We start from the raw sequence: 19,657 nt of genomic DNA on the forward strand, positions 1-19,657 counted from the left end.
AGCATCAAAGAATGATGCGCGCGGACGTTTGGGCAAGTGTTGCGACACGGAGCCTAATCGTCATGGCAACTTCACCCTGTTTGTCTTCGGAACCTCAACAGGAGCGTCTCCGGATCGTTCCGCAGATTTGGCTCGGAAATGGGAGGGTTAACCGAAGTTAGCAGGAAAATTCAGCGGCTGTCTTGATACGCGAGATCTGGGCTAAGGACACGCCGAGACTGTCAGTCAGAGGATGAGTTGGATGATCGTGCGCAGCGACGAGACCCAGGATGTCGCGGTGAGCGGTAGCGGCCAAATGCGGATGCACCTGTTCCGACCCGCAATCGAGGGGCGCTTCCCGGGCGTGCTCCTGTTCTCCGAAATCTATCAGGTGACCGCGCCGATCCGCCGGCTGGCAGCGATGATCGCCGGTAACGGCTATGTCGTGGCGGTGCCCGAGGTCTATCACGAATACGAGCCGGCGGGGACGGTCCTGACCTACGATCAAGCGGGAACGGATCGTGGCAATGCGCTGAAGATCACCAAGCCCGTCGCCGCGTTCGACGCCGACGGGGAGGCTGCCCTGACCGCTCTCCTGGCCCATCCGGCGTGCAACGGTCGGCTTGGAACGTTCGGGGTATGCCTTGGCGGCCATCTCGCCTATCGCGCAGCGCTCGATCCGCGCGTGTCCGCGTCCGCCTGTTTCTATCCGACCGATATCCATTCGGGAACGCTGGGCGAGGGGCGCTCGGATGACAGTCTGGCGCGCATGGCCGACCTGAAGGCCGAACTCATGCTGGTCTGGGGGCGGCAGGATCCGCATGTTCCCTATGCCGGTCGGGCGGTGATCCGCGCGCGGTTGGAGGAGGTGAGCGTGTCCTACGAATGGCATGAAATGAACGCTCAGCATGCGTTTCTTCGCGACGAAGGCCCGCGGTACGACCCCGCGCTATTCCTGCAGGCGATGGCACTGACGCTGGCATTCTATCGCCGCATTTTAGGCTGACCCGCCTCCAACCGATCCGGGATAAGCGGAACGCACGTCCGGCCCTGGCGCCTGCATTGACGCCCGGGGACGGCCGGCTATGGGGCAGGACGCTTCCAGCTATCCCAAAACTCCGGAAGGCCGCCGCATGACCAAGCGCCCATTGATAGTATTCGACGTCAATGAGACCCTGCTCGATATCGATAGTCTCGAGCCGCTGTTCATGCGCATCTTCGCGGTTCCTGGACGGATGCGGGAGTGGTTCGCGCAGGTGATCCTCTATTCCCAGGCGCTGTCGCTGGCCGGGCCTTATGTGCCGTTCGGAACGCTGGGCGGCGCCGTCTTGCATATGATCGGCGAGATACACGGCGTCGCGATCACAGACGAGCACGTCCGCGAACTAGGCACCCTCATGGCCGATATGCCGGTGCATGCCGATGTCGCCGAAGGGCTCGGCGTACTGAAGGACGCGGGGTTTTCGCTCGTGACGCTCACCAACTCGCCGGCGAGCGACGGCCCGGATGCGCTCAACAAGGCGGACCTTGGATCGATGTTCGACAGGCGGTTCACGGTCGACACAGTTCGAAAGTTCAAACCCAGCCCGGCAACGTACCGACTGGTCCAAGACACGATGGGATCCGCCGCAGAAGCCACGTGGCTGATCGCGGCGCATACATGGGACACGATCGGCGCGCAGTCGTTCGGATGGAAGGCCGCCCTGGTCACGCGCGGCGCAAACGCGCCGCTCGTGCTCGCGGATGTTCCGCAACCGACACTGATCCGTCGCACGGTGAGCGAAGCCGCCTACGCGATCGCGGCGGGACTGTAACGCTCGCCATAATATGCGAACGAGTTGCATTAGCGAAGGGCTTGACGTAGGGGCACCCCGCACTCGGGGGACATCATGCGATTTGGAATTCTCGTCATCCTCGCCTTGCCGATCATCGGCACGGCCGCACCGGCTTGGCCTCAGGCCCTGCGCACGCCGGTCAGCGATGACGATGCGGATGATCGACGTTCGGACATGCCCGCGGATATCGTCGTCAGCGCGACCCGCAGTATCCTGCCGCCCAACGCGCTGCCGCTGACGATCGATGTGATCGACCGTGCGGCGCTCGATCAGCAGGTCGCGATCGGTGGGTCTGTGGTCGATGCGGTCTCGAACCTGACGCCGTCCTTCTCGCCGACGCGGCAGAAGCTGTCGGGCGCTGGCGAGACGTTGCGCGGGCGCTCGCCGCTGTATGCGATCAACGGCATTCCGCAGTCGACGCCGCTGCGTGACGGATCGCGCGACGGCTTCACGATCGATCCGTTCTTCATCGACCGGGTCGAGCTGATCTACGGCTCGAACGCGTTGCAGGGGATCGGCGGCACCGGCGGGATCGTCAACCAGGTGACCGTGCAACCGCCGCGCACCGAGGGGCTGTCGGGCCGCGCGCTGGTGCAGGGGGCCACCGACACCGGCTTCAATGGCGACGGCAAGGGCGGCAAGGTCGCCGGGCTGCTCGCGTGGAAGTCGGGGCGCTTCGACGTGATGGCGGGCGCGGCCTACGACAAGCGCGGCGCGTTCTACGACGGGCACGGCAACCGCGTCGGCACCGACCTGACGCAGGGCGAAACGCAGGATTCGCGCAGTTGGTCGGTGTTCGCGCGCGCCGGCTATGCGCTGACCGACACCGCTCGGATCGACCTGATCGCCAACCGGTTCGAGCTGAACGGTGGTGGCAACTATATCGCCAGCAACGGCGACTTCCGCATCAACCGACCGACCACGTCGGTGCGCGGCACGCCGCCGGGCGACCCCGCTGCGAACCGGACAGAGAGCATCGCGCTGTCGCTGACCGATCCCGACCTATGGGGCGGCAACCTCGTCACGCAGGTGTTCTTCAACCGGTCGCGGGACACGTTCGGCGGCGAGGTCGCGCCGATCGCGACGTTCCAGGACGTGCGGCTCGCACCGATCGGCCAGCTGTTCGACCAGTCGCAGAACCGCTCGCGCAAATATGGCGGCAAGTTCAGTTACGAGCGTGGCATTCCCGGCTTCGAGGCGCTGACCGCGACACTCGGCTTCGACGCACTGTACGACCGCACCGAGCAGCGGTTGATCGCTACCGACCGCGTATGGGTGCCACCCGCCGACTTCCGCAGCCTAGCGCCGTTCGGGCAAGTCAACCTTGCGCTGTTCGACAAGGTCGTGCGCATCGCGGGCGGTGCGCGCTACGAGAACGTCAGGATCGTCATCGACGACTATACGACGCTCGCTTCGTACGGCAGCCACGCGGTCGCAGGCGGCAGCCCAAGTTTCGGCAAGGCGCTGTTCAACGGCGGCGTCATCGTCGAGCCGGTCCCCGGCATCCGCGCCTATGGCAGCTATGCGCAGGGTTTCACCGTACCCGACGTCGGCCGCATCTCGCGCGCGATCAACCGCGACGGGGTCGATCTGGACAGCTATGTCGACATCGCCCCCATCGTGTCGAACAACCGCGAACTCGGCATGGAGGTAAAGCGCGGACCGATGAACGCGAGCGCGACCTATTTCTGGTCCACCAGTACGCGCGGCCAGGTGCTGGTGTTCACCGGTGGCGCCTATGAGGCGCAACGCCAGCGCGTCGAAATCCAGGGGGTCGAGGTCAATCTGGAGGCGCGAATGCCGGTTCCGGGGCTGACACTGTCGACAGGGTTCGCGCATCTGGTCGGGCGCACGGACTCGAACGACGACGGCACCGTCGACATCGATCTCGACGGCGCGAATATTTCGCCCGATCGTCTGAACCTAGCGGCCAGCTATGTTCGCGGGAAGGTGTCCGCACGGGTGCAGCAGCAACTCTACCTTGCGCGCAAATATGCCGGACTGCCCGCCGCAAACGACTTTGGCGGGTACACCATCACTGACGCATCCGTTCGGTACGCATTGCCGGTCGGCGCCCTGACGCTGAGCGCGCAGAACATCTTCGATCGCTTCTACATCGATTATTACAGCGACACGGTGCGGCCGACCGACAACGCGCATTTCTTCGCCGGGCGCGGTCGCAATATCACGCTCGGCTGGGACGTTAGGTTTTAGGATGGCCGGTTCAAGAATCGCCGCTCCGGCATGACACTTCTCGACACGCTGCATCGTTGGGCTGGCGGTTTTCTCGGGCTGGTCCTTGCCATCCTCGGACTGACCGGCGCGATCCTCGTTCACCGCGATGCGTGGATCATGCTGCCCCACGCGGGCGACGCGCAGATCCAGAACACGCGCTTGCTCGCCGACACCACGGAGCGATTGATGGCGAACCCCGCGATCCGCCCGCAGAGCATCACGTTTGCAAATGCGAACCTGGGCCTCGACCGGCTCGACTTCGGCAAGGGGGCAGGGGCCTATACCGATCAGGCGGGCACGATCGTCAGCCAGTGGCAGTCGCAATGGGCGCGGCCGGAACTCTGGCTGTTCGACCTGCATCATCATGCGTTCGCCGGCGATACCGGCGAGACGATCATCGGCCTAGCCGGCATCGCCGGGCTGCTGTTCGTGATCACGGGAACGATCCTCTGGTGGCGGACCCGCCGTACGTTTGCGTTCCGGCTGCTGCCCGAGCGGCTCAGCCGTCCGGCGATCGTGCGGCATCACCGCGATCTCGGCATCGTCGCGGCGCCGTTGCTGGTTCTGTCGCTGCTCACCGGCGCGACGCTGGTGTTCCGGCCGATCAGTGCGGTGTTCCTCGGACCCGGCGCTCCGGCAGCGATCGATGCGGCATTGAAGCCACCCAAGGGTCCCGGGGGCGCGCTCGCCGATCATCTCGACTGGCGCGGCATGATCGTCGCGGCACGCACGCGCTTTCCCGATGCCGAATTGCGAAGCGTGTCGCTGCCCCGCAAGGGGAGCGGGCTCGTCACGATCCGCATGAAGCGGCCGCAGGAATGGCTACCGAACGGGCGGACGACCATGTGGTTCGCGGCCGATGACGGCCGGCTGGTCGGTGCACGCGATGCAGCATCGTTGTCGAACGTCGTGGCGGCGTACAACATCCTGTATCCGTTGCACGCGGCCAAGATCGGTGGCCTCGGCTACCGCTTGGTGATGACCTTGTCAGGTCTCGCCCTCGGTATGCTCGGAACTTTGAGCGTGTGGAGCTTCTGGTTCAAACGACCGCGGCGGACGAAGCCGCGGCCAAGCGTCAGAGCCGAGAACGTCCAGGGTTAGCGCGGCAGCGTACAACCGGCACGCGTGTTGACCGGATTGCAACGCGCGGGCCCCCCGCCGGGCAAGCGCACTACATAGGGCGTGCCGTAACCGTTGCCCGGCTTGTAGAAGTCGGTCGACACGATCTGCGTGCCGCTGTGGAACGCTTGGTTCGCGCGTGCCGGATCGTTGATCCGCGCTTCGTAAGTCTCGATGTCGGCGCGGGCGCGGACTAGGTAGCCCTGCTTGACCAGCGCGGGAATTTCCTTGGCGCGCATCGTCGCATTGTCCATCAGCAGGAACGCGGCATAGCTGTCGCCGGGGTTGGCGCGCAGGAAGGCGGCGCGGCCTTCGAGATTGGGATGGCCCTGATGATAGGCCGCCAACGCGATCGGATCGAGCGCGGTGAGCAGCAGGAACACGAACTTGCCGCGCGATGCGGCGAGCGTCGGCCAGTGGTGCGCGCGCACGCCGGCCTCGAGCGTCGGATAGGTACCGCGGACCTGGTCGGGCGTCACCAGATGGTCGCGGCCGATCACGTCGTAGATCGACTGGTCCATTTCCGCGAACGCCTTGCTGTCGAACGGGAGCAGTTTGGTCGAGCCGGGGAAGATCGGCAGCGGATCGCTCTTCGCCTCGACCAGGATGAAGATCGGTTCGTGGTTCGGGTGCGCATCGGACCAGCTACGCAATTGGCCGAGGCAGGTGCGGAACAGGTTGCAGCTCGATCGTACGTCGAAATCGGCGATATGGAAGACCTTGAGGCCCGGCTTGTCCATGTCGGTCGTGTCGCGGGGCAGCGCGTCGGTTATCCCCCTGGCCTTGAGCGCGGCCTCGCCGGCAGGATGGTTGTAGCGGCCGCCCTCGGGATCGTTGTTGATGTCGATCTCGAGGCTGCGCATCCCTGCATCGAGCTGGTCGGCGAGCGTCGTGTAGCGATAGTTCAGGCCCTGGCTCAGGGTGCCGGGGTTGGGATGATATTCGAGCGCGGCGGCCTTTGCCACGCCGGTCAGGTTTTTCACGCGCGCGAGCAGTTTGGGCCCGACGATCTGCTCGGCCATCGCCATCAGCCGCGGGTCGATGCCTTGCGAATAGCTATTGTGCGTGCCGACCACCTGGATCTGGTTGAGCCGCAGTTCGGGGGTGCTGTCCTTGGCAGCGGCGAGCGCGGAGAGGCCACCGGTCAGCGCGCAGGTCGCGGCAAGGCCGATGGCGACTGTCTTCATGAACGCCATCGTCAGAATCCGAACTTCACGTAACCACCGAGCGTCCGGTACGCGACCGGCGTGCTGTAGTGCAGCAGCCCCAGCGTCCCGTAGATCTGGTAGCCGGTGGAGAAGTAGGTGTTGAACAGGTTGCGGGCGTAGACGCCGACCTCGACCGAGTCGTTGAGCTTGGCGACGCTCAGGCGCGTGTTGACCAGGCCGTAGGCGGGGATGAACGAGTAGCTTGCGTTCGGCGTCGACGTGCCGTCGGCGTTCTTGACCGGGGCTGCCAGCCAGTCGCCCAGCAGCGCGCCGGTGACGGTCTGCGTGCTGCTGCGATACGCATAGTCGATATGCGCCTTCACCTTCAGGTCCCACGAGATTTCGGTGCCATAGTCGCCGTTAATCGTGAACGCCCAGCGCGGCGCGTTGGTCAGGCGCGTGCCGGTATAGTTGGCGGTCGGGCTGGCGACATAGTCGGTGAACTTGGAGTCGTTGAACGTCACCGCCCCGCCGATCGAGAAATCGCGCGTCGGCTTGACCGCCAGCGAGGCCTCGAAACCGCGCGACCGCAGGCCGGGCGCGTTGCCGATCGCGGAGGCGAGGATAAAGCCGCCGATGCCGGTCGTGACCGGGGTCAGGATCGTCGCTTGGAAATCGGTGTATTTCGACGAGTAGAGATCGAAGTTCAGTCGAACGCGTCGGTTGAGGAATTCGGACTTGATGCCCGCTTCCCAGCTCTTCACCGTCTCCGAGTTGTACGGGTTGTACTTGTTGCCGACAAAGGCGATGCCGCCCGGCTTGTAGCCGGTGGAATAGGTCGCATACAGCATCACGTCCGGGTTGATCGCGAACTGCGGCGCGATCCGGTAGGTGAACTTGCCGCCATTTTTCGAACCGTCGCGGAAATCCGCCGTCGGCGCTGCGCTGGGCGCGGTGAAGATCGGCGAATAGCCGGTGATCGGCAGCGGATCGGTGTTGAAATAGCCGATCGACTGGCCGTTCCAGTCGTAATTGTAGCGGCCGCCCAGCGTCAGGCTGAGCTGCGGGGTGGCGGTGAACTTGACCTGGCCAAACGCCGCCGCCGTCTCGTTATACGACTTGAAGCGCACCGTGTTGCCGAGCAGCGCGCCGGTTACTGGATCGTTCGCGCCGGTGTTCGCGGAGAGGGTGGGCGTTCCGACGCCGTTCGCGTCGTACACCGGTGCGCCGAGCGGACCCCATTGCAGCTGGGTCTGCGTGGCGTTCAGCTTGTTGTAGAAGCCGCCGACCAGATACTCGACGGTGCGACCGGTCGGCGAGGCGATGTGGACCTCCTCGCTGAACTTGTTCGAATTCAGCCGGCCCATGTTGAACGGCAAATAGGCGTTGACGTTCGCCGGCAGCAGGTCTGCAGGCGTGTCGTTGTCGTACACCGTCTCGCGGTACGCGGTGATCGAGGTCAGCGTGAGATCGCCCAGGTCGTAGTTGACGTGCAGCGAGCCGCCCTTGTTGGTCATGCCGATCGAGCCGAGATAGCTGTCGAGGGAATCGGTGTTCTTCTCGCTCGCCACCACGCCGAGCGCGGCCATCTGCGCGGTGATCGTTGCCGACGGCGCGAAGACCGACCCGGCGGGACCGCCGACGGGGGTGCGGACCGAGGTGTCGTAATGCCGGGTATATTCGCCCGCGAGCACGAATTCGAGATTGTCGAGCGGCCTGTACAGCAGCTTTGCGCGCACGCCGTATTCGTCGACACGGTTGAGGTTGCGGTTGATCGTGACGTAGCGGCCGGCGCCGTCCTGTCCTTGCTCGAATGCCGAGACGCGGAGTGCGGCGGTGTCGCTGATCGGCACGTTTACGGTGCCGTTGATGATGCGGTCGTTGCGCTCGCCATAGCTGCCGTAAAAAGTGCCAGACGTCTGGCCGATCACAGGGTTGTTGGTGGTCAGCGAGATCACGCCCGAGGTCGAGTTCTTGCCGAACAGCGTACCCTGCGGCCCCATCAGCACGTCGACCCGCGCGACGTCGACCAGGCCGATCAGCCCGTTGTCGCGCTGGTTGTCCATCACGACGTCGTCGACGACGACGTTGACCGACTTGGCGTTGGACAGGTCGAACGACGAACTGCCGACGCCGCGGATCTGGAAGGCGGCGCCTTGCGTGGGGTTATACTGCACGCCGGGGACGACATATTGGAGGTCGGTCAGGCCGATATAGCCGCTCTTCTGGAACTGCTCGCCGCTGACGGACGTGATCGAGATCGGCACCGACTGCGCCTTTTCGAGACGACGCTGCGCGGTGACGACGATGTCGCTAAGCCCATCGGCATCCGTGCTAGCGTCGGCCTTGGCGGCGGGCGTTGCGTTCGTCTGCGGTGAGGTCTGCGCGTACGCTTGTTCAGCGACCATGCCGGACAGGAGCAGAGCCGTTCCCGAAAGGAAACGTCCGAGTTTCGAGATAGTCACTGTAGTTCCCCAATTGCCGTCGATCCGTCGGCGTGTCTTGCGATGCCCTAGGAGCGCTCCGTGACAGGAAAATTACAGATGTTCAGCTTGCGCTAGTTTTAGTTCGACCAGGGCGGGGTCTAGGTAAGGTTGAACCGGGGCGCTTTCACAGGGGCTGCTGACCATCCGGATCGACGTCGCCATTAGTAGCATGGCACACAAGGCCGGCATCAGCTGCGCGGCGAGATACGGATGTTCAGCACCGTGCAACGTTGCCGGGTCGAACCCGAGTAGCCGATAGCTGGCGAACAACAGGCCAGTCGCCACGGCGCCGCACAGATTGAAGGGCAGGTGGAAGCCGGCATAATGCGCTGCCGCGTGGGCGTTTGCGTCCTCGCTGCGGGCCGCGAGGTCGAGCTGCTCGCCCAGCAAGAGCCGCAACGCCATGAAGTCGATTGCGGACACCAGCCCGAAGATCGCCGTCCATAGCATCAGCGCTATCGGGCGGTCGGGGGGAAGCGCGATCAGCGCAACGGCGAGAAGGAGATTGACCCAGAATACGGCCTGCAACGTCCGCGCCGGCGGCACGTGCGATCCCCAGGCGATCGCCACGCCGATGCCGATCGCCGCGCAGACCGACTGAACCAGAAGACCTGTCGGGCCCCATCCTGGCAGCGCAAGCGCGTTGCCGACGAGGTAGAGATAGGCGGTGCTGGTAATCGCGGTATGCGCGCCGTTCAGCGCGAACAGCTTCGCAAGCCGGCGGTTGCCGCGATTGGCGAACAACAGGCGCACCGGCTCCAGCAGCGCACCGCGGCGCGGCGCCATAGTGGGCACGGCGCGGTCAGGAACCAGCGCGATCAGTCCGGCATGGGCCAGTGGCGCAGCGATCGACACCAGCAGCAGGATCGCGGCGAAGGGGGACGCATGACCGATGTGCAGTGCGCCGATCAGCGAGAACGCCACCGCCCCGAGAATGCCGGCAAGCGACCGCAGGCCGAACACGCGCGCGCGGCCCGCGCCGTCTCGCGTAGCCTCCAGCGCCCACGCGCCATGCGTCACGTTGCACAGCGCCCAGCCGACCACGAGCGCAACCAGGGCGAGCGCGATAAGCGACAGGCTGCTCGTCCGGTCGAGGTAGAGCATCGTAACGCCGCCAAGCGTCAGCAAACCGGTGCCGCACAGCATCCAAAGCACGCGGGGCCCCACGCGTGCCGACCCGCGATCGCACAGCGCGCCGGCGATCATCTCGGCGGGTATCGCGGCGAGACCGGCAAGGATCACGAGCCAACCGACGATCGCGATCGGCAAACCCAGATCGTAGGACAGATAGGCCGCTAGGAAGCTGCGTCTTGCGAGATCGTAGCCGGCGAAGACCCAGCTGGGCAGCGACAGTGCCAGCATCTGGATGCCCGACGGCGCGCTCCGGTCGGATGGGCCGCATTCCACGATCGTCGCTTAGACCGCAGATGTTCCCGTTCGATGACAGCGCCGCTTACGCCCCGCGTTCAGGTAACCCGGCCGGCGTTCCAAGCGTCAAGCGCCGCAAATGCGCCGCGGTAACAGGCGCGTTCCGGCAGCATGCGGGCCATCGCTGTCATCCGCATCCCGAACAGCGCGATCGAGAGCACCTGGGCGGTCGCGCGGTCGAACCCGTCCGCATTCCCCGGCCCGAACCCGAACGATGCGAGATCGGCGGCGCGGATATTCTCGCCGCGCCGCCGTCGCATGTCGATCGCATAGGGTCGCAGGCTCGGCTCTCGTGCGCTGGCGAGTGCGATCATCGACGTCGCCTTGACCAAGTCGCGCGTATCCGCATCGTCCACCGGCATGGTGCCCTCCGCACGCGTCCGGTCGCGCATGCCGTGGAAGCGTGCGATCACGGCATGCAGGCCCGCCACGACCAACGCGGCACGGCCGCCGAAATGATAGACGACGGTCGACGCCGGAACGCCCGCCACCAGCGCGACCGCGCGGTGCGTTGCGGCGTTCATGCCTTGTGACACGATGATCCGGGCGACGCTGTCGGCGATGCGCTGGCGTTTCGGATCATCGGGGCTGGGGCTGGGGCTGGGGCTGGGGCTGGGGAGGGCGTCGGGTTCGAGCAGTGCGATCAGCCGCTCGATGTCCGTACCGCCCGCGTCGCCGCGCGCCAAAAGCCCGTCGACAAAGCGTTGCAGGCACAGCACGCGCAATACTGCATAAACGGGATCGTCGCCTGCCCCCAGGGCGAACCCTGCCTCGTCGAGGACATAGCCGAGTGCTAGATCGGCGAGAGCGGTGGTGCCGAACATCAATGTCGACCAGAAGGCACCGGCGCTCGTCAGCCATTGATCCAGCGCACGCGAGGACGCCTGCAGCAGCGCGTGATGATGGACGAGCTCGATCAGGAAGATCGCCTGTCGCCGCCCTGCCGTCATCCAGTCGCGGAAGGCGAGGTCGGCGACAGCGGCCCGCGCGGCGCTGTCGACCGGGCCGACACGCGCGGCAAAATCGATCCAGCGGTCGAAGAAATGCTGATCCCGCCGCGCGGCCAGGTCGACTACGCGGTCGATCAGCTGGTCCTTGGTCCCCATCCGCGCCGAGATCGCGCCGACGCTGACCCCAAGACTCGATGCGAGGGGCCGCAGCGTCAATCCGGCCAAGCCGTTGCGAACGATGGTGTCGATGGCGGCATCGACGATCGCGTCCTGCCCAATGACGTCCCGCCCGACAGGTTCCTTTTCGTCCATGCGGTCGGGCTAGCGCACACCGTACGCCGTGCGCAACGTCACGACCGCGCGAATGGCGTCACATCGGTTGGAAGTGTCACACAGGATTAAGATGCGCGCCGTAGCGCCTGATTATGACAAATCGAACGTTAAGGCTGTGGTCCCAGAGCATGGTGGCACGACTGATGGTCCCGGTCGCCATCATGTTGGGGCTGGTGTGCCTGCTGGGCCTGATCGGCCTTGGTACCCGAAACCGCGTCCAGACGGCGCGCGACGCGGCGAACGCCGGCCAGATCGTGCGGATCCACCTGATCGAGGCGCGCTCGCTCAGCCGCTCGCTCCAGCGCGATGCGCTGAACCTGTTGCTCGAACGCGATCCCCGCGAACTCGCGATCATCCACGGCAAGTTCTCGGAACGGTCGGTTCAGATGCGCACGCAGCTTGCCCGGCTGGTGCGGAACCCAGGCGCCAGGTTGACTGCGCGAAGCTCCTACATACGCAGCCAGATCGTCGTCCTCAGCCGGTTGGCGATCGTCGCCGATGCCGCCACCAAGGGTAGCCAGAGCCGAGCCTGGGCAATCTTTCGCGGCGACGTTCGTCCAAACGAGCGAGAGGCCTCGCGAATCGCCGATACGCTGATCGCCCGTCAGGAAGCCAAGGTCGAGCGCCTGTTCCGCACCGCACACGATCTCGAGCTGCAGGAGGTCGCGATCAGCATCGCGGCCAGCATCATCCTGTTCTCGCTGGCGGCATATGGCACGGTGCTGATCGTCCAGCGGACCATCGTCCACCCGTTGCTGGATATCGAGCGGACGATGGCGGTCATCGCTGGCGGGAACGCGGAAGGCCGCACACCGCACGGCGATCGGCGTGACGAGATTGGCCGGATGTCGCGGGCGATCGAAGTCTTCCGAGATTCAGTCGTCGAGCGCGGGCGCCTGGAGGCCGAGAATAGCCGGCAACGGTTGGCCGAGGTGCAGCGCGAGCGACAGATCGACGCTGCCCGGCGCACGACCCAGACTGCCGAGGCCGAACGAGACCGCATCGTCAGTCAGGCGGCGACCACGCTGGAGGGCGAGATAGCGGATGTCCTTGCCGGGCTTCGCGGTGCGGCCAGCCAATTGTCGACGACGTCCGGGGATCTGGAGGACCATTCGATCGGCGCGACCGGAGAACTGGGCAGTGTCGGCGTGGCGGTGCGGCGCGCGATCGACGGTGCGACGGATATCGCGGCCGCCACGACCCAGTTCATGGGGGCGATCGGCCAATCGAGCCAGAGTACGCGGCAGTCTGCCGATCTGAGCGCGAAGGCGGCGGACTGTGCGGCACGCCTCGCGCAGGATATGACGAACGTCCAGGATGACGCGCGCGCGATCGGCGCGATCGTCGGGCTGATCACCAGCATCGCCGCCCGCACCAAACTGCTCGCGTTGAACGCCGCGATCGAGGCGGCCCGCGTCGGCGAAGTCGGCAATGGGTTCGCAGTCGTTGCCGACGAAGTGAAGTCGTTGGCGACACAGACCGCAGAAGCCACGAGTGCGATCGCCGAGCAGATCGCCGGCATGCAACGCGGCACCGAGACATCCTATGCCGGCCTGTTGAACATTCGGGCGATGGTGGAGGATATGGCGCGTGGCACGGACGATCTGGCGTCGAGCATCGGCGAACAAGCGCAGAGCGGTCAGGTCATCAGTCGCAACGTCGATGGTACTGCGTCGGATCTGGACCTGATCGGGCGCCTAGTCGTGGATGTATCTACCGCGACAAAAAATACCGCCGGTATGGCTGCGAAGGTTCGTACGGATTCACGGTTGGTGGAGGATGGCGCGTCATCGATCGATGCCGCCCTGTCGCGCTTCTTCGCGCAACTCCACGTCGCCTGACGCTATGGGCTGACGCTTTACGGAGTGTTTTGCTGCAGCGTCGCAGGATCACGGTTCAGCGTGGATCGCTGCCCTCCAGCGCAAGGGCTGCGGATCGCATCGCGAGGATGCGGTCCGCCGCCGTGGGGGACAGTTCGCCCCAGGAAAACGCGGAGCGAGTGCGCGCACCCTCGCGCCACATGCGGGCCGCGACGTCGTCGAGGTCCGCTGCGGTCGGAGACCGACCGGTCGACATGCAATCGACCAACTGATCGGGAACGAGCGAACAGGCGCTAAGCATCTGAGATACTCTCTACTACGGATGTTTCGCCTAGTCGGGTTTGATGGCGTCGGAATGACAGGCGGCACGATTGTTGATGTCCACGATCAGTTTGGCACTTTTCGTCGCGGCCTATCAGGGGGTCACCCGGCGACGACCGCGTATCCAGCGCATTACCAGAACCGCTTGGCAGCGATCAGCCGTTCATAGGCTTCGGTAGCATCCGACAATATCTGCTGGCGCTCGGCGGAAGGCAGCGACGCTTCCTGATCCAGACCAAACCGCTCCATCAAGGCGGGCGCAGTCGCCAGATCGTTCAATATGCCAAGATGATCCTGCAATGCTTCGAGGTGCCGCGTGAAGGTCTTGAACCGTCGACGGTCCGGTTTTCGCGTGTACAAGCTTTGGAAGAAGCCCGTGGCGTAGCGCAGTTTCTTGGCGATGATCCGGATCCGATGACGGGCTTCATCGTCGAGATGGTCGAGATCATGGCCGCGTCGCTTCATCCGGCGGCGCAATGCGCCGATTACCGCATCGGCAAAAAGCGCGACGGGCGCGTTTACCGTTTCCGGATCTGCGGGTTGTACCCTCCACGTACCCAGAGCGGTCCATTCTACCAGCGCGATCATCAGATCGCGTGTACGCTGCGAATCCAGGGCATCCAATGCGGCCGTATAGGCGTCCGCGTGCGCCGCTATGAGCTTTTCATTCACTGCGCTTCCGAGGCGCGCGCGAAGGACATCCAGATCGCGCGCAGGACCGAGCGAACCGGCCAGCCATTTGAGTTCGCTCGCGAGATGTGGAAAGCGGTCATCGGCAACGACTTGTTTGAAGATCGACAGCGCCGACCGCAGTCGTCGTAAGGCGACCCGGGTCTGATGCAAAGCCTCGGGGTCGGGACCGCGTCGAAGGATGGTCTCGTTCAGACGGAAGTGCCGCAAACAAGTTCCGGCAATCTGCGCGAAAGCCTCTGCCGTAGTTGTGTCCGCCGCCAGTTCCAGGCGCTCGGCATTGACCGCGTCCAGCGTTGCCGGGCCGATCAGGCGATATCCCCGTTCTGCTTTGGTAAGGACGCCGAGCCGAAGCGGTATCGCTTCACCCAGCGTGTTGGCCAGCGCGAAGATCGCGGTCGGAGAGCCGCCTTTCAACTCCAGTTCGAGTTCAGAGATCGGTGTTACGCGGTCGATCGCGGTGATGGACCCCGTATCGGCGACGAGCTCGACCGTCCCGCCATCATGTTCGATCACCCATTGCCTGCGCGTGATCGTGACGGTGAACGCCGGCTTGATCTTCGCGAGCGTTTCATGCCCGACCAGCGCATAGATCGGCGAACCGAGCCGTATGTCCGGCTCGAGGCCGGCTACGTCATGTTCCCATTCCGGTCGGGCAAACAGACCGGCCGCCGCGCCGCCGCCGGCCTTGATCGTCTGGACATGTCGTCCGCCAGCGGTCCGGACGCGCAGTGACAGCCCTGCCGCGCGGAGATCCTGATCGGGCGTGTCGAAATAGGTCGATACCTGATGGATGATCTTGGGGGTAAGCCCCGAAAGCATCTCGGTTGCGGCGAACCGATCCATGCTCTCAGGATCAATTTCTAGTTTCAGTTCGATCTCGTCGTGTTCGAGAGCGGATGATGGCGTATGTGTGGACCCGGTGCTCATGGAAAGACAATCGTCGACCCGGCGTATCGATCCAGTCGCCGACATTGATCCTGATGTAGTCGCGTCCGCCTTACCTTGTTTAAAACGAAGATGAGCCGACTGATCGGCGCTCTGTCAGCGCGGCGTGACCGCCGTTACTCTGTGCACGAAGTCCGCAGCGAACGCGGATAGCGGACAGGCGTCGCCGCAGCCGGGAACTGGGATGGCGACGCTTTCGGGCGGTGCGTCCGCCGTCAGGGGAACGTGGTAGCGCATCTGGTCCAGCCCTTGTGCCACATAGCGAACACGGACGATCGACTGACCGGTCGTGGCGAGACGCCAGACCTCGAATACCAGCCCACCACCGGGTGCGGCTTCGCCCGCGCCATAGTCGCGCAGTTTCCAGTTTAGTCCCATCAGCCCCGCGAGCATCGTCACCGTGCCGTCGTGGCCGCTGAGGACGACGATCTTCTCCGCGTCACCGATTGGGTCGGCAAGCGCGGTCGTGCCGGCCCCGCGCTGGAGCGTGGCGAGCAACCGCATCGCAAGATAGCTGCTGGTCTGGCGTCCGACCTCTGGGGTGCGGGTGCGCAGGTCGATGCCGGCACCGTGCACGACGAGCGCCTTGCCGATCGTCGCCGCGTCGATCCCGCTCCATCCGGGGAAGGCGAGCCCGTCGGTATAGGCCATCACAAGGCTCTCGGCGATCCCGGCGACCTGCAGGCTGGGGGACGTCAGGTCGGGCTTGCCGCTGGCGTCGATCCGCATCGCGACAGGCGTGTCGCCGAGTCGGCGCTGCACTTTCGTTCGCTCGATCGACGAGCAGGGGATGCGGCGACATTGCAGCAACAGCGCCTCGAACCGGTCGCGATCGGGCCCCTGCCGCGCGTCCCATGCGGCAAGGTTGCCGTCTACGCGGGCCGATAGCGCCGCCAGCATCCGTTGCGGATCTAGCGGGGCGAGCGGTGTCTGCGGTGCCTCGAACAGCGGATCGGGGGCCGCGGCGGACTGGTGGATCGTCGCGCTGCATCCCGGCGTCAGGCCGGCGGCGAGGGCGGTCGCGGTTGCCTCGGTCCGCTGCGTATGGTTCGCCCAGTAATACACCGCGCAGTCGTTTGCGCCGAGCAGCCCCAGCCGTCGGTAATGCGCGCGATACCAGCCGCCGAGCATCGTCACGAGTGTCGCGCCGTTGGCGGTCAGATAGCCCGGCGGCACCGCGAACCGCGGCCATGCGCGGCGGCTGTAGCGGCCGAGGTCTTCGGGGCTCGACATCGCGCTGCGAACGCCATGCCGCATGACGATGACCACGCGTTCGAGCTTGTCTTGCGCTTGAGGTGGCGGGGTCTGCGCGGCAACCGGCCCCGCGATGGTCGAGACGACCAAAGCGAAGCCGGCTGCGAGCGGTGCGACCCGCATCAGAACTTAGCCCTGACGCCCGCCGTGAACGTCCGCCCGTAATCGGTGTAGCCCGCGAACTGGTTGTCGCGGACATACTGCCACTGGACGCCGCCGGCGACGTTCATCCCCTGCACGACGAAGGTGACGTTCGGCGTGACCTTGTACGACATGTCGAAATCGAGGCTGCCGAACGCGCTGTCGTTGTTGGCGGCAAGCCCCGCCCCGCCGACGTCGCGCAGCACCTTGCCGCGCCAGCTGTAGCTTGCGCGGGCACCCACGCGGTTCTTCTCGTAGAAGGCGGTCAGGTTGAAGCTGTCCTTGGCGACGTCGACCAGCGCGTCGCGGAACGTGCCGCCGGTCGCCAGCGCATAGGTGCCGCCGCTGGTGGTGTGCGTGTAGTTCGCCTGCGCACCCAGCCCATCGAACGGCGCTGGCAGCATCTTGAAGAGCTGCTGATAGGCGATCTCCACGCCCGCGACATAGGCGTCGCCGCCGTTCTTAGGCGCGGTCAGGCGATAGGTCTGCCCGTCGAGGACGAAGTCGCGCGTCTGCTGGAACACGAAGGTCGTGATGTCCTTGTAGAATACGCCGCCGACCAAGGCGCTGCCGGGTGCGAAATACCATTCGACCGTGCCGTCATATTGCCACGCCTCGAACGGCTTCAATTCGGGATTGCCGCCGACCGCGGTGAGGACGGTCGGGCTCGAATTGATCGTCAGGCGCGGCGCCAGATCGGCGAGCGACGGCCGGGTGATCACCTTGGAGGCGGCGAAGCGCGCCTGCAATTTGGGGGTGAACTCGGCGACCAGATTGAGCGAGGGGAGGAAATTGTCGTAGGTCTTCTCGTAGCTGACCGGCAACGCGACCTTGCCGTCGTCGGCATAGCCCGACGAGGTCTGGCGCGTCCGGGCATAGCGCACGCCGATGTCACCGCGCACGGCGATGCCGCCGATCGGGAACGCGAAGTCGGCCATACCGTAGCCCGCGAGGATCTCCTCGCCGATCGCATAGCTGTTGCGCAGATCGCCGCGCGCGAGCGGGGCGGCGAGCAAGGCCTCCTTGCCGGTGGCGGCGGCGAGGAACTTGGCGGGATCGGGTATCGCCCAGGTCGTGGGCAGGTCGCCCTTGGCACCACCCAAGAAGTCGTCGACCGGGAACGGCACGAAATAGCTCGCGTCGAAATACTTGCCCGCGATGCCGCTCGTGAAGTTGATATCGCGGCGATTATAGGCGCGCGTCCGCTTCTGATATTTCGCACCCGCATGCAGCGCGCTGAAGACGCCGCTTAGGTCGCGCGTGATGTCGAGCTTGGCGGCGCGCTCGCGGTCCTTGGAGTCGTTGACGCGGTATTCGATCCGCCGCCCCGGCAGCAGCGCCGGGTTCGACAGGTCTGCGTTCAGCAGCGTCACGTTGGGCAGCCGGTCACCCGCCTTGGCGAAGTCGAACGTCGTTGCGCCGACCGTACCGAGCAGGCGGGTGCGATAGATCGGCTCCGGCGTGTTCGAATAGGCCTGGCCGATGCTGCCATCCGCGGCGATCGTCCAGCCGTCCGCCTGCCACCGGGCGTTCGTGCCGACCAGCCAGTTCTTATATTGCAGCACGGACGTCTCGCGACCGATCTGCGTGGTCGAGGCGGTCGTCGTCGCGCCGGTCAGCACGCCGTTCTCGATCACCGCGCTACCCGGCACGATCCCGCGCGGCAGGCCCGATCCGTCCGCCGCCGAATAGGTCAGCTCGTCATAGGCGACGTTCAGCCGGCTCCACAGCCCGTCGACGTTCAGCTCGAACCGGTCGTCGGGCTTCCACTGCACCGCGCCGTTGATACCGATACGATCGCGCTTCTCGCGTTCGAGCGTGGGGCGGATCGCGGTGGGGATCAGGATCGTGTCGCTGTCGAGCGAGCCGTTGCCGTCGGTATCGATCTTGCCGTCGGCCCAGCCGACGCCGGTGATGCGGTCCTGACGCGTGGTCCGCTCGTCATACACGCCCGCGATCAGAGCGCCGAATTTACCGTCCAGGCTCGCCCAGCTCGCCATCCCCGAGAGGCGCGGGTCGACCGTATCGGCAAGCCGCGGCGAACTGGCGGTGGCGGACAGCGACAGTACCGGCTTCTTCAGGTCGAGCGGGCGGAAGGTGCGCAGGTTGATCGTCCCGCCGATGCCGCCTTCGTCCAGGCTAGCGCGCGGGCTCTTGATCACCTCGACCGCGGACATGAGTTCGGACGGCAGCGTGTCGAAGCGGAACTGGCGGCCGCTCTGGCCGCTGTCGCGGACGTTCTCGTTCACCGCGACCGAGCGATCGTTGAGCGTCACCACCTGGAAATTCGCGCCGAGCCCGCGGATGCGGACGAACACGCCCTCGCCGCGATCGCGGACGATCGAGACACCGGGGACGCGCTGGAGCGCCTCGGCGATGTTCTGCGCGGGGAACTTGCCGATGTCCTCGGCCTTGACGACGTCGATGACGTTGGTCGCCTTGCGCTTCTGCGCGAGCGCGGTGGTCAGGCTGCTGGCATAGCCGGTGACGACGATCTCGGCGGCATCATCCTGCGGTGCGTCGGGTACGGCGGCTTGCGGCGCGGAACTGATGATCGCACCCGAGACGAGCAGCGCGCCATTGGCTTCGCGACGCACGGTGAGCCGCGTGCCGCTAATCAGGCGCTCGACCGCAGCCTGCGGGGCCATCGTGCCGTTGAGCGCGGGGGCGGTGATGCCGGCGACAGCGGTGGGCGTGAACAGGATGTCGGTGCCGCTCTGGCGGGCGAGGGCTTCGAGCGCCTTGCCGAGCGGCTGCGCGGCGAGATGCACGGTTACGCGCGCCTGCGCGGTCGCGGCGGTGGCGAGAAAGGCGGTCGACAGCGCGGCAAAGGCGGCGCCCAGCACGAGCGATCGGCGCAGGCGCCGGCGATTGGTGATCACGGTGTTCATCCCCCCAAGGAAGGCGGCGATGATGCCGCACCTCCCCGACGGGCGAGGATCGATCTACCCCACCCCCACCCCACGGCGA

The 19,657-nt window shown here is 65.5% G+C and carries 13 protein-coding genes; 5 read left to right on the forward strand and 8 right to left on the reverse strand.

All coding sequences use genetic code 11. The features are described from left to right. Window positions 1-241: 241 nt before the first annotated feature. The 4 genes from U1707_RS13140 (at window position 242) to U1707_RS13155 (ending at window position 5,150) form a co-directional block, all read left to right on the forward strand. Complete coding sequence (locus U1707_RS13140; protein WP_332800538.1) at window positions 242-985, forward strand: dienelactone hydrolase family protein; 744 nt, start codon at window positions 242-244, stop codon at window positions 983-985. Window positions 986-1,112: 127 nt separating this feature from the next. Continuing rightward, complete coding sequence (locus U1707_RS13145) at window positions 1,113-1,793, forward strand: haloacid dehalogenase type II (RefSeq protein ID WP_332800539.1); 681 nt, start codon at window positions 1,113-1,115, stop codon at window positions 1,791-1,793. A 75-nt stretch (window positions 1,794-1,868) separates the two neighbouring features. Beyond that, window positions 1,869-4,028: a TonB-dependent receptor gene (locus tag U1707_RS13150; RefSeq protein ID WP_443025698.1), complete on the forward strand. Its 2,160-nt coding sequence runs from the start codon at window positions 1,869-1,871 to the stop codon at window positions 4,026-4,028. A 30-nt stretch (window positions 4,029-4,058) separates the two neighbouring features. Then, window positions 4,059-5,150: a PepSY-associated TM helix domain-containing protein gene (locus U1707_RS13155; RefSeq protein WP_332800540.1), complete on the forward strand. Its 1,092-nt coding sequence runs from the start codon at window positions 4,059-4,061 to the stop codon at window positions 5,148-5,150. On the opposite strand, the gene U1707_RS13160 is transcribed toward U1707_RS13155, so the two are convergent. From U1707_RS13160 to U1707_RS13175, 4 genes are all read right to left on the reverse strand, one after another. Next, window positions 5,147-6,355 (reverse strand): Ca2+-dependent phosphoinositide-specific phospholipase C, encoded by a 1,209-nt coding sequence (locus U1707_RS13160; RefSeq protein ID WP_332800541.1) that lies wholly within the window; start codon window positions 6,353-6,355, stop codon window positions 5,147-5,149. The genes U1707_RS13155 and U1707_RS13160 overlap by 4 nt on opposite strands. Window positions 6,356-6,366: 11 nt before the next feature. Beyond that, on the reverse strand, window positions 6,367-8,781 hold the full coding sequence (locus tag U1707_RS13165; RefSeq protein ID WP_332800542.1) for a TonB-dependent receptor: 2,415 nt from the start codon (window positions 8,779-8,781) through the stop codon (window positions 6,367-6,369). 72 nt (window positions 8,782-8,853) lie between these two features. After that, window positions 8,854-10,209 carry an MFS transporter gene (locus tag U1707_RS13170; protein WP_332800543.1) on the reverse strand — a complete coding sequence of 452 codons (1,356 nt, stop codon included), beginning with the start codon at window positions 10,207-10,209 and terminating at the stop codon, window positions 8,854-8,856. Between the two features lie 59 nt (window positions 10,210-10,268). Next, window positions 10,269-11,492, reverse strand: coding sequence for a TetR/AcrR family transcriptional regulator (locus tag U1707_RS13175; protein ID WP_332800544.1), 1,224 nt, complete (start codon window positions 11,490-11,492; stop codon window positions 10,269-10,271). A gap of 164 nt (window positions 11,493-11,656) precedes the next feature. On the opposite strand from U1707_RS13175, the gene U1707_RS13180 reads away from it, so the two are divergent. Further along, window positions 11,657-13,354: a methyl-accepting chemotaxis protein gene (locus U1707_RS13180; RefSeq protein ID WP_332800545.1), complete on the forward strand. Its 1,698-nt coding sequence runs from the start codon at window positions 11,657-11,659 to the stop codon at window positions 13,352-13,354. Window positions 13,355-13,409: 55 nt separating this feature from the next. On the opposite strand, the gene U1707_RS13185 is transcribed toward U1707_RS13180, so the two are convergent. From U1707_RS13185 to U1707_RS13200, 4 genes are all read right to left on the reverse strand, one after another. After that, window positions 13,410-13,634 carry a hypothetical protein gene (locus U1707_RS13185; RefSeq protein WP_332800546.1) on the reverse strand — a complete coding sequence of 75 codons (225 nt, stop codon included), beginning with the start codon at window positions 13,632-13,634 and terminating at the stop codon, window positions 13,410-13,412. Window positions 13,635-13,786: 152 nt separating this feature from the next. Then, window positions 13,787-15,274, reverse strand: coding sequence for a CYTH and CHAD domain-containing protein (locus U1707_RS13190; protein WP_332800547.1), 1,488 nt, complete (start codon window positions 15,272-15,274; stop codon window positions 13,787-13,789). A 114-nt stretch (window positions 15,275-15,388) separates the two neighbouring features. Further along, the gene (locus U1707_RS13195) at window positions 15,389-16,669 is read right to left on the reverse strand and encodes a histidine-type phosphatase (protein ID WP_332800548.1); all 1,281 of its coding nucleotides are present in this window, start codon (window positions 16,667-16,669) and stop codon (window positions 15,389-15,391) included. Further along, the gene (locus tag U1707_RS13200) at window positions 16,669-19,569 is read right to left on the reverse strand and encodes a TonB-dependent receptor (RefSeq protein ID WP_443025699.1); all 2,901 of its coding nucleotides are present in this window, start codon (window positions 19,567-19,569) and stop codon (window positions 16,669-16,671) included. Before U1707_RS13200 ends, U1707_RS13195 begins: the two co-directional genes overlap by 1 nt. Window positions 19,570-19,657: the final 88 nt, after the last annotated feature.

The sequence above is a fragment of the Sphingomonas sandaracina genome, assembly GCF_036663695.1.
Lineage (GTDB): Bacteria > Pseudomonadota > Alphaproteobacteria > Sphingomonadales > Sphingomonadaceae > Sphingomonas.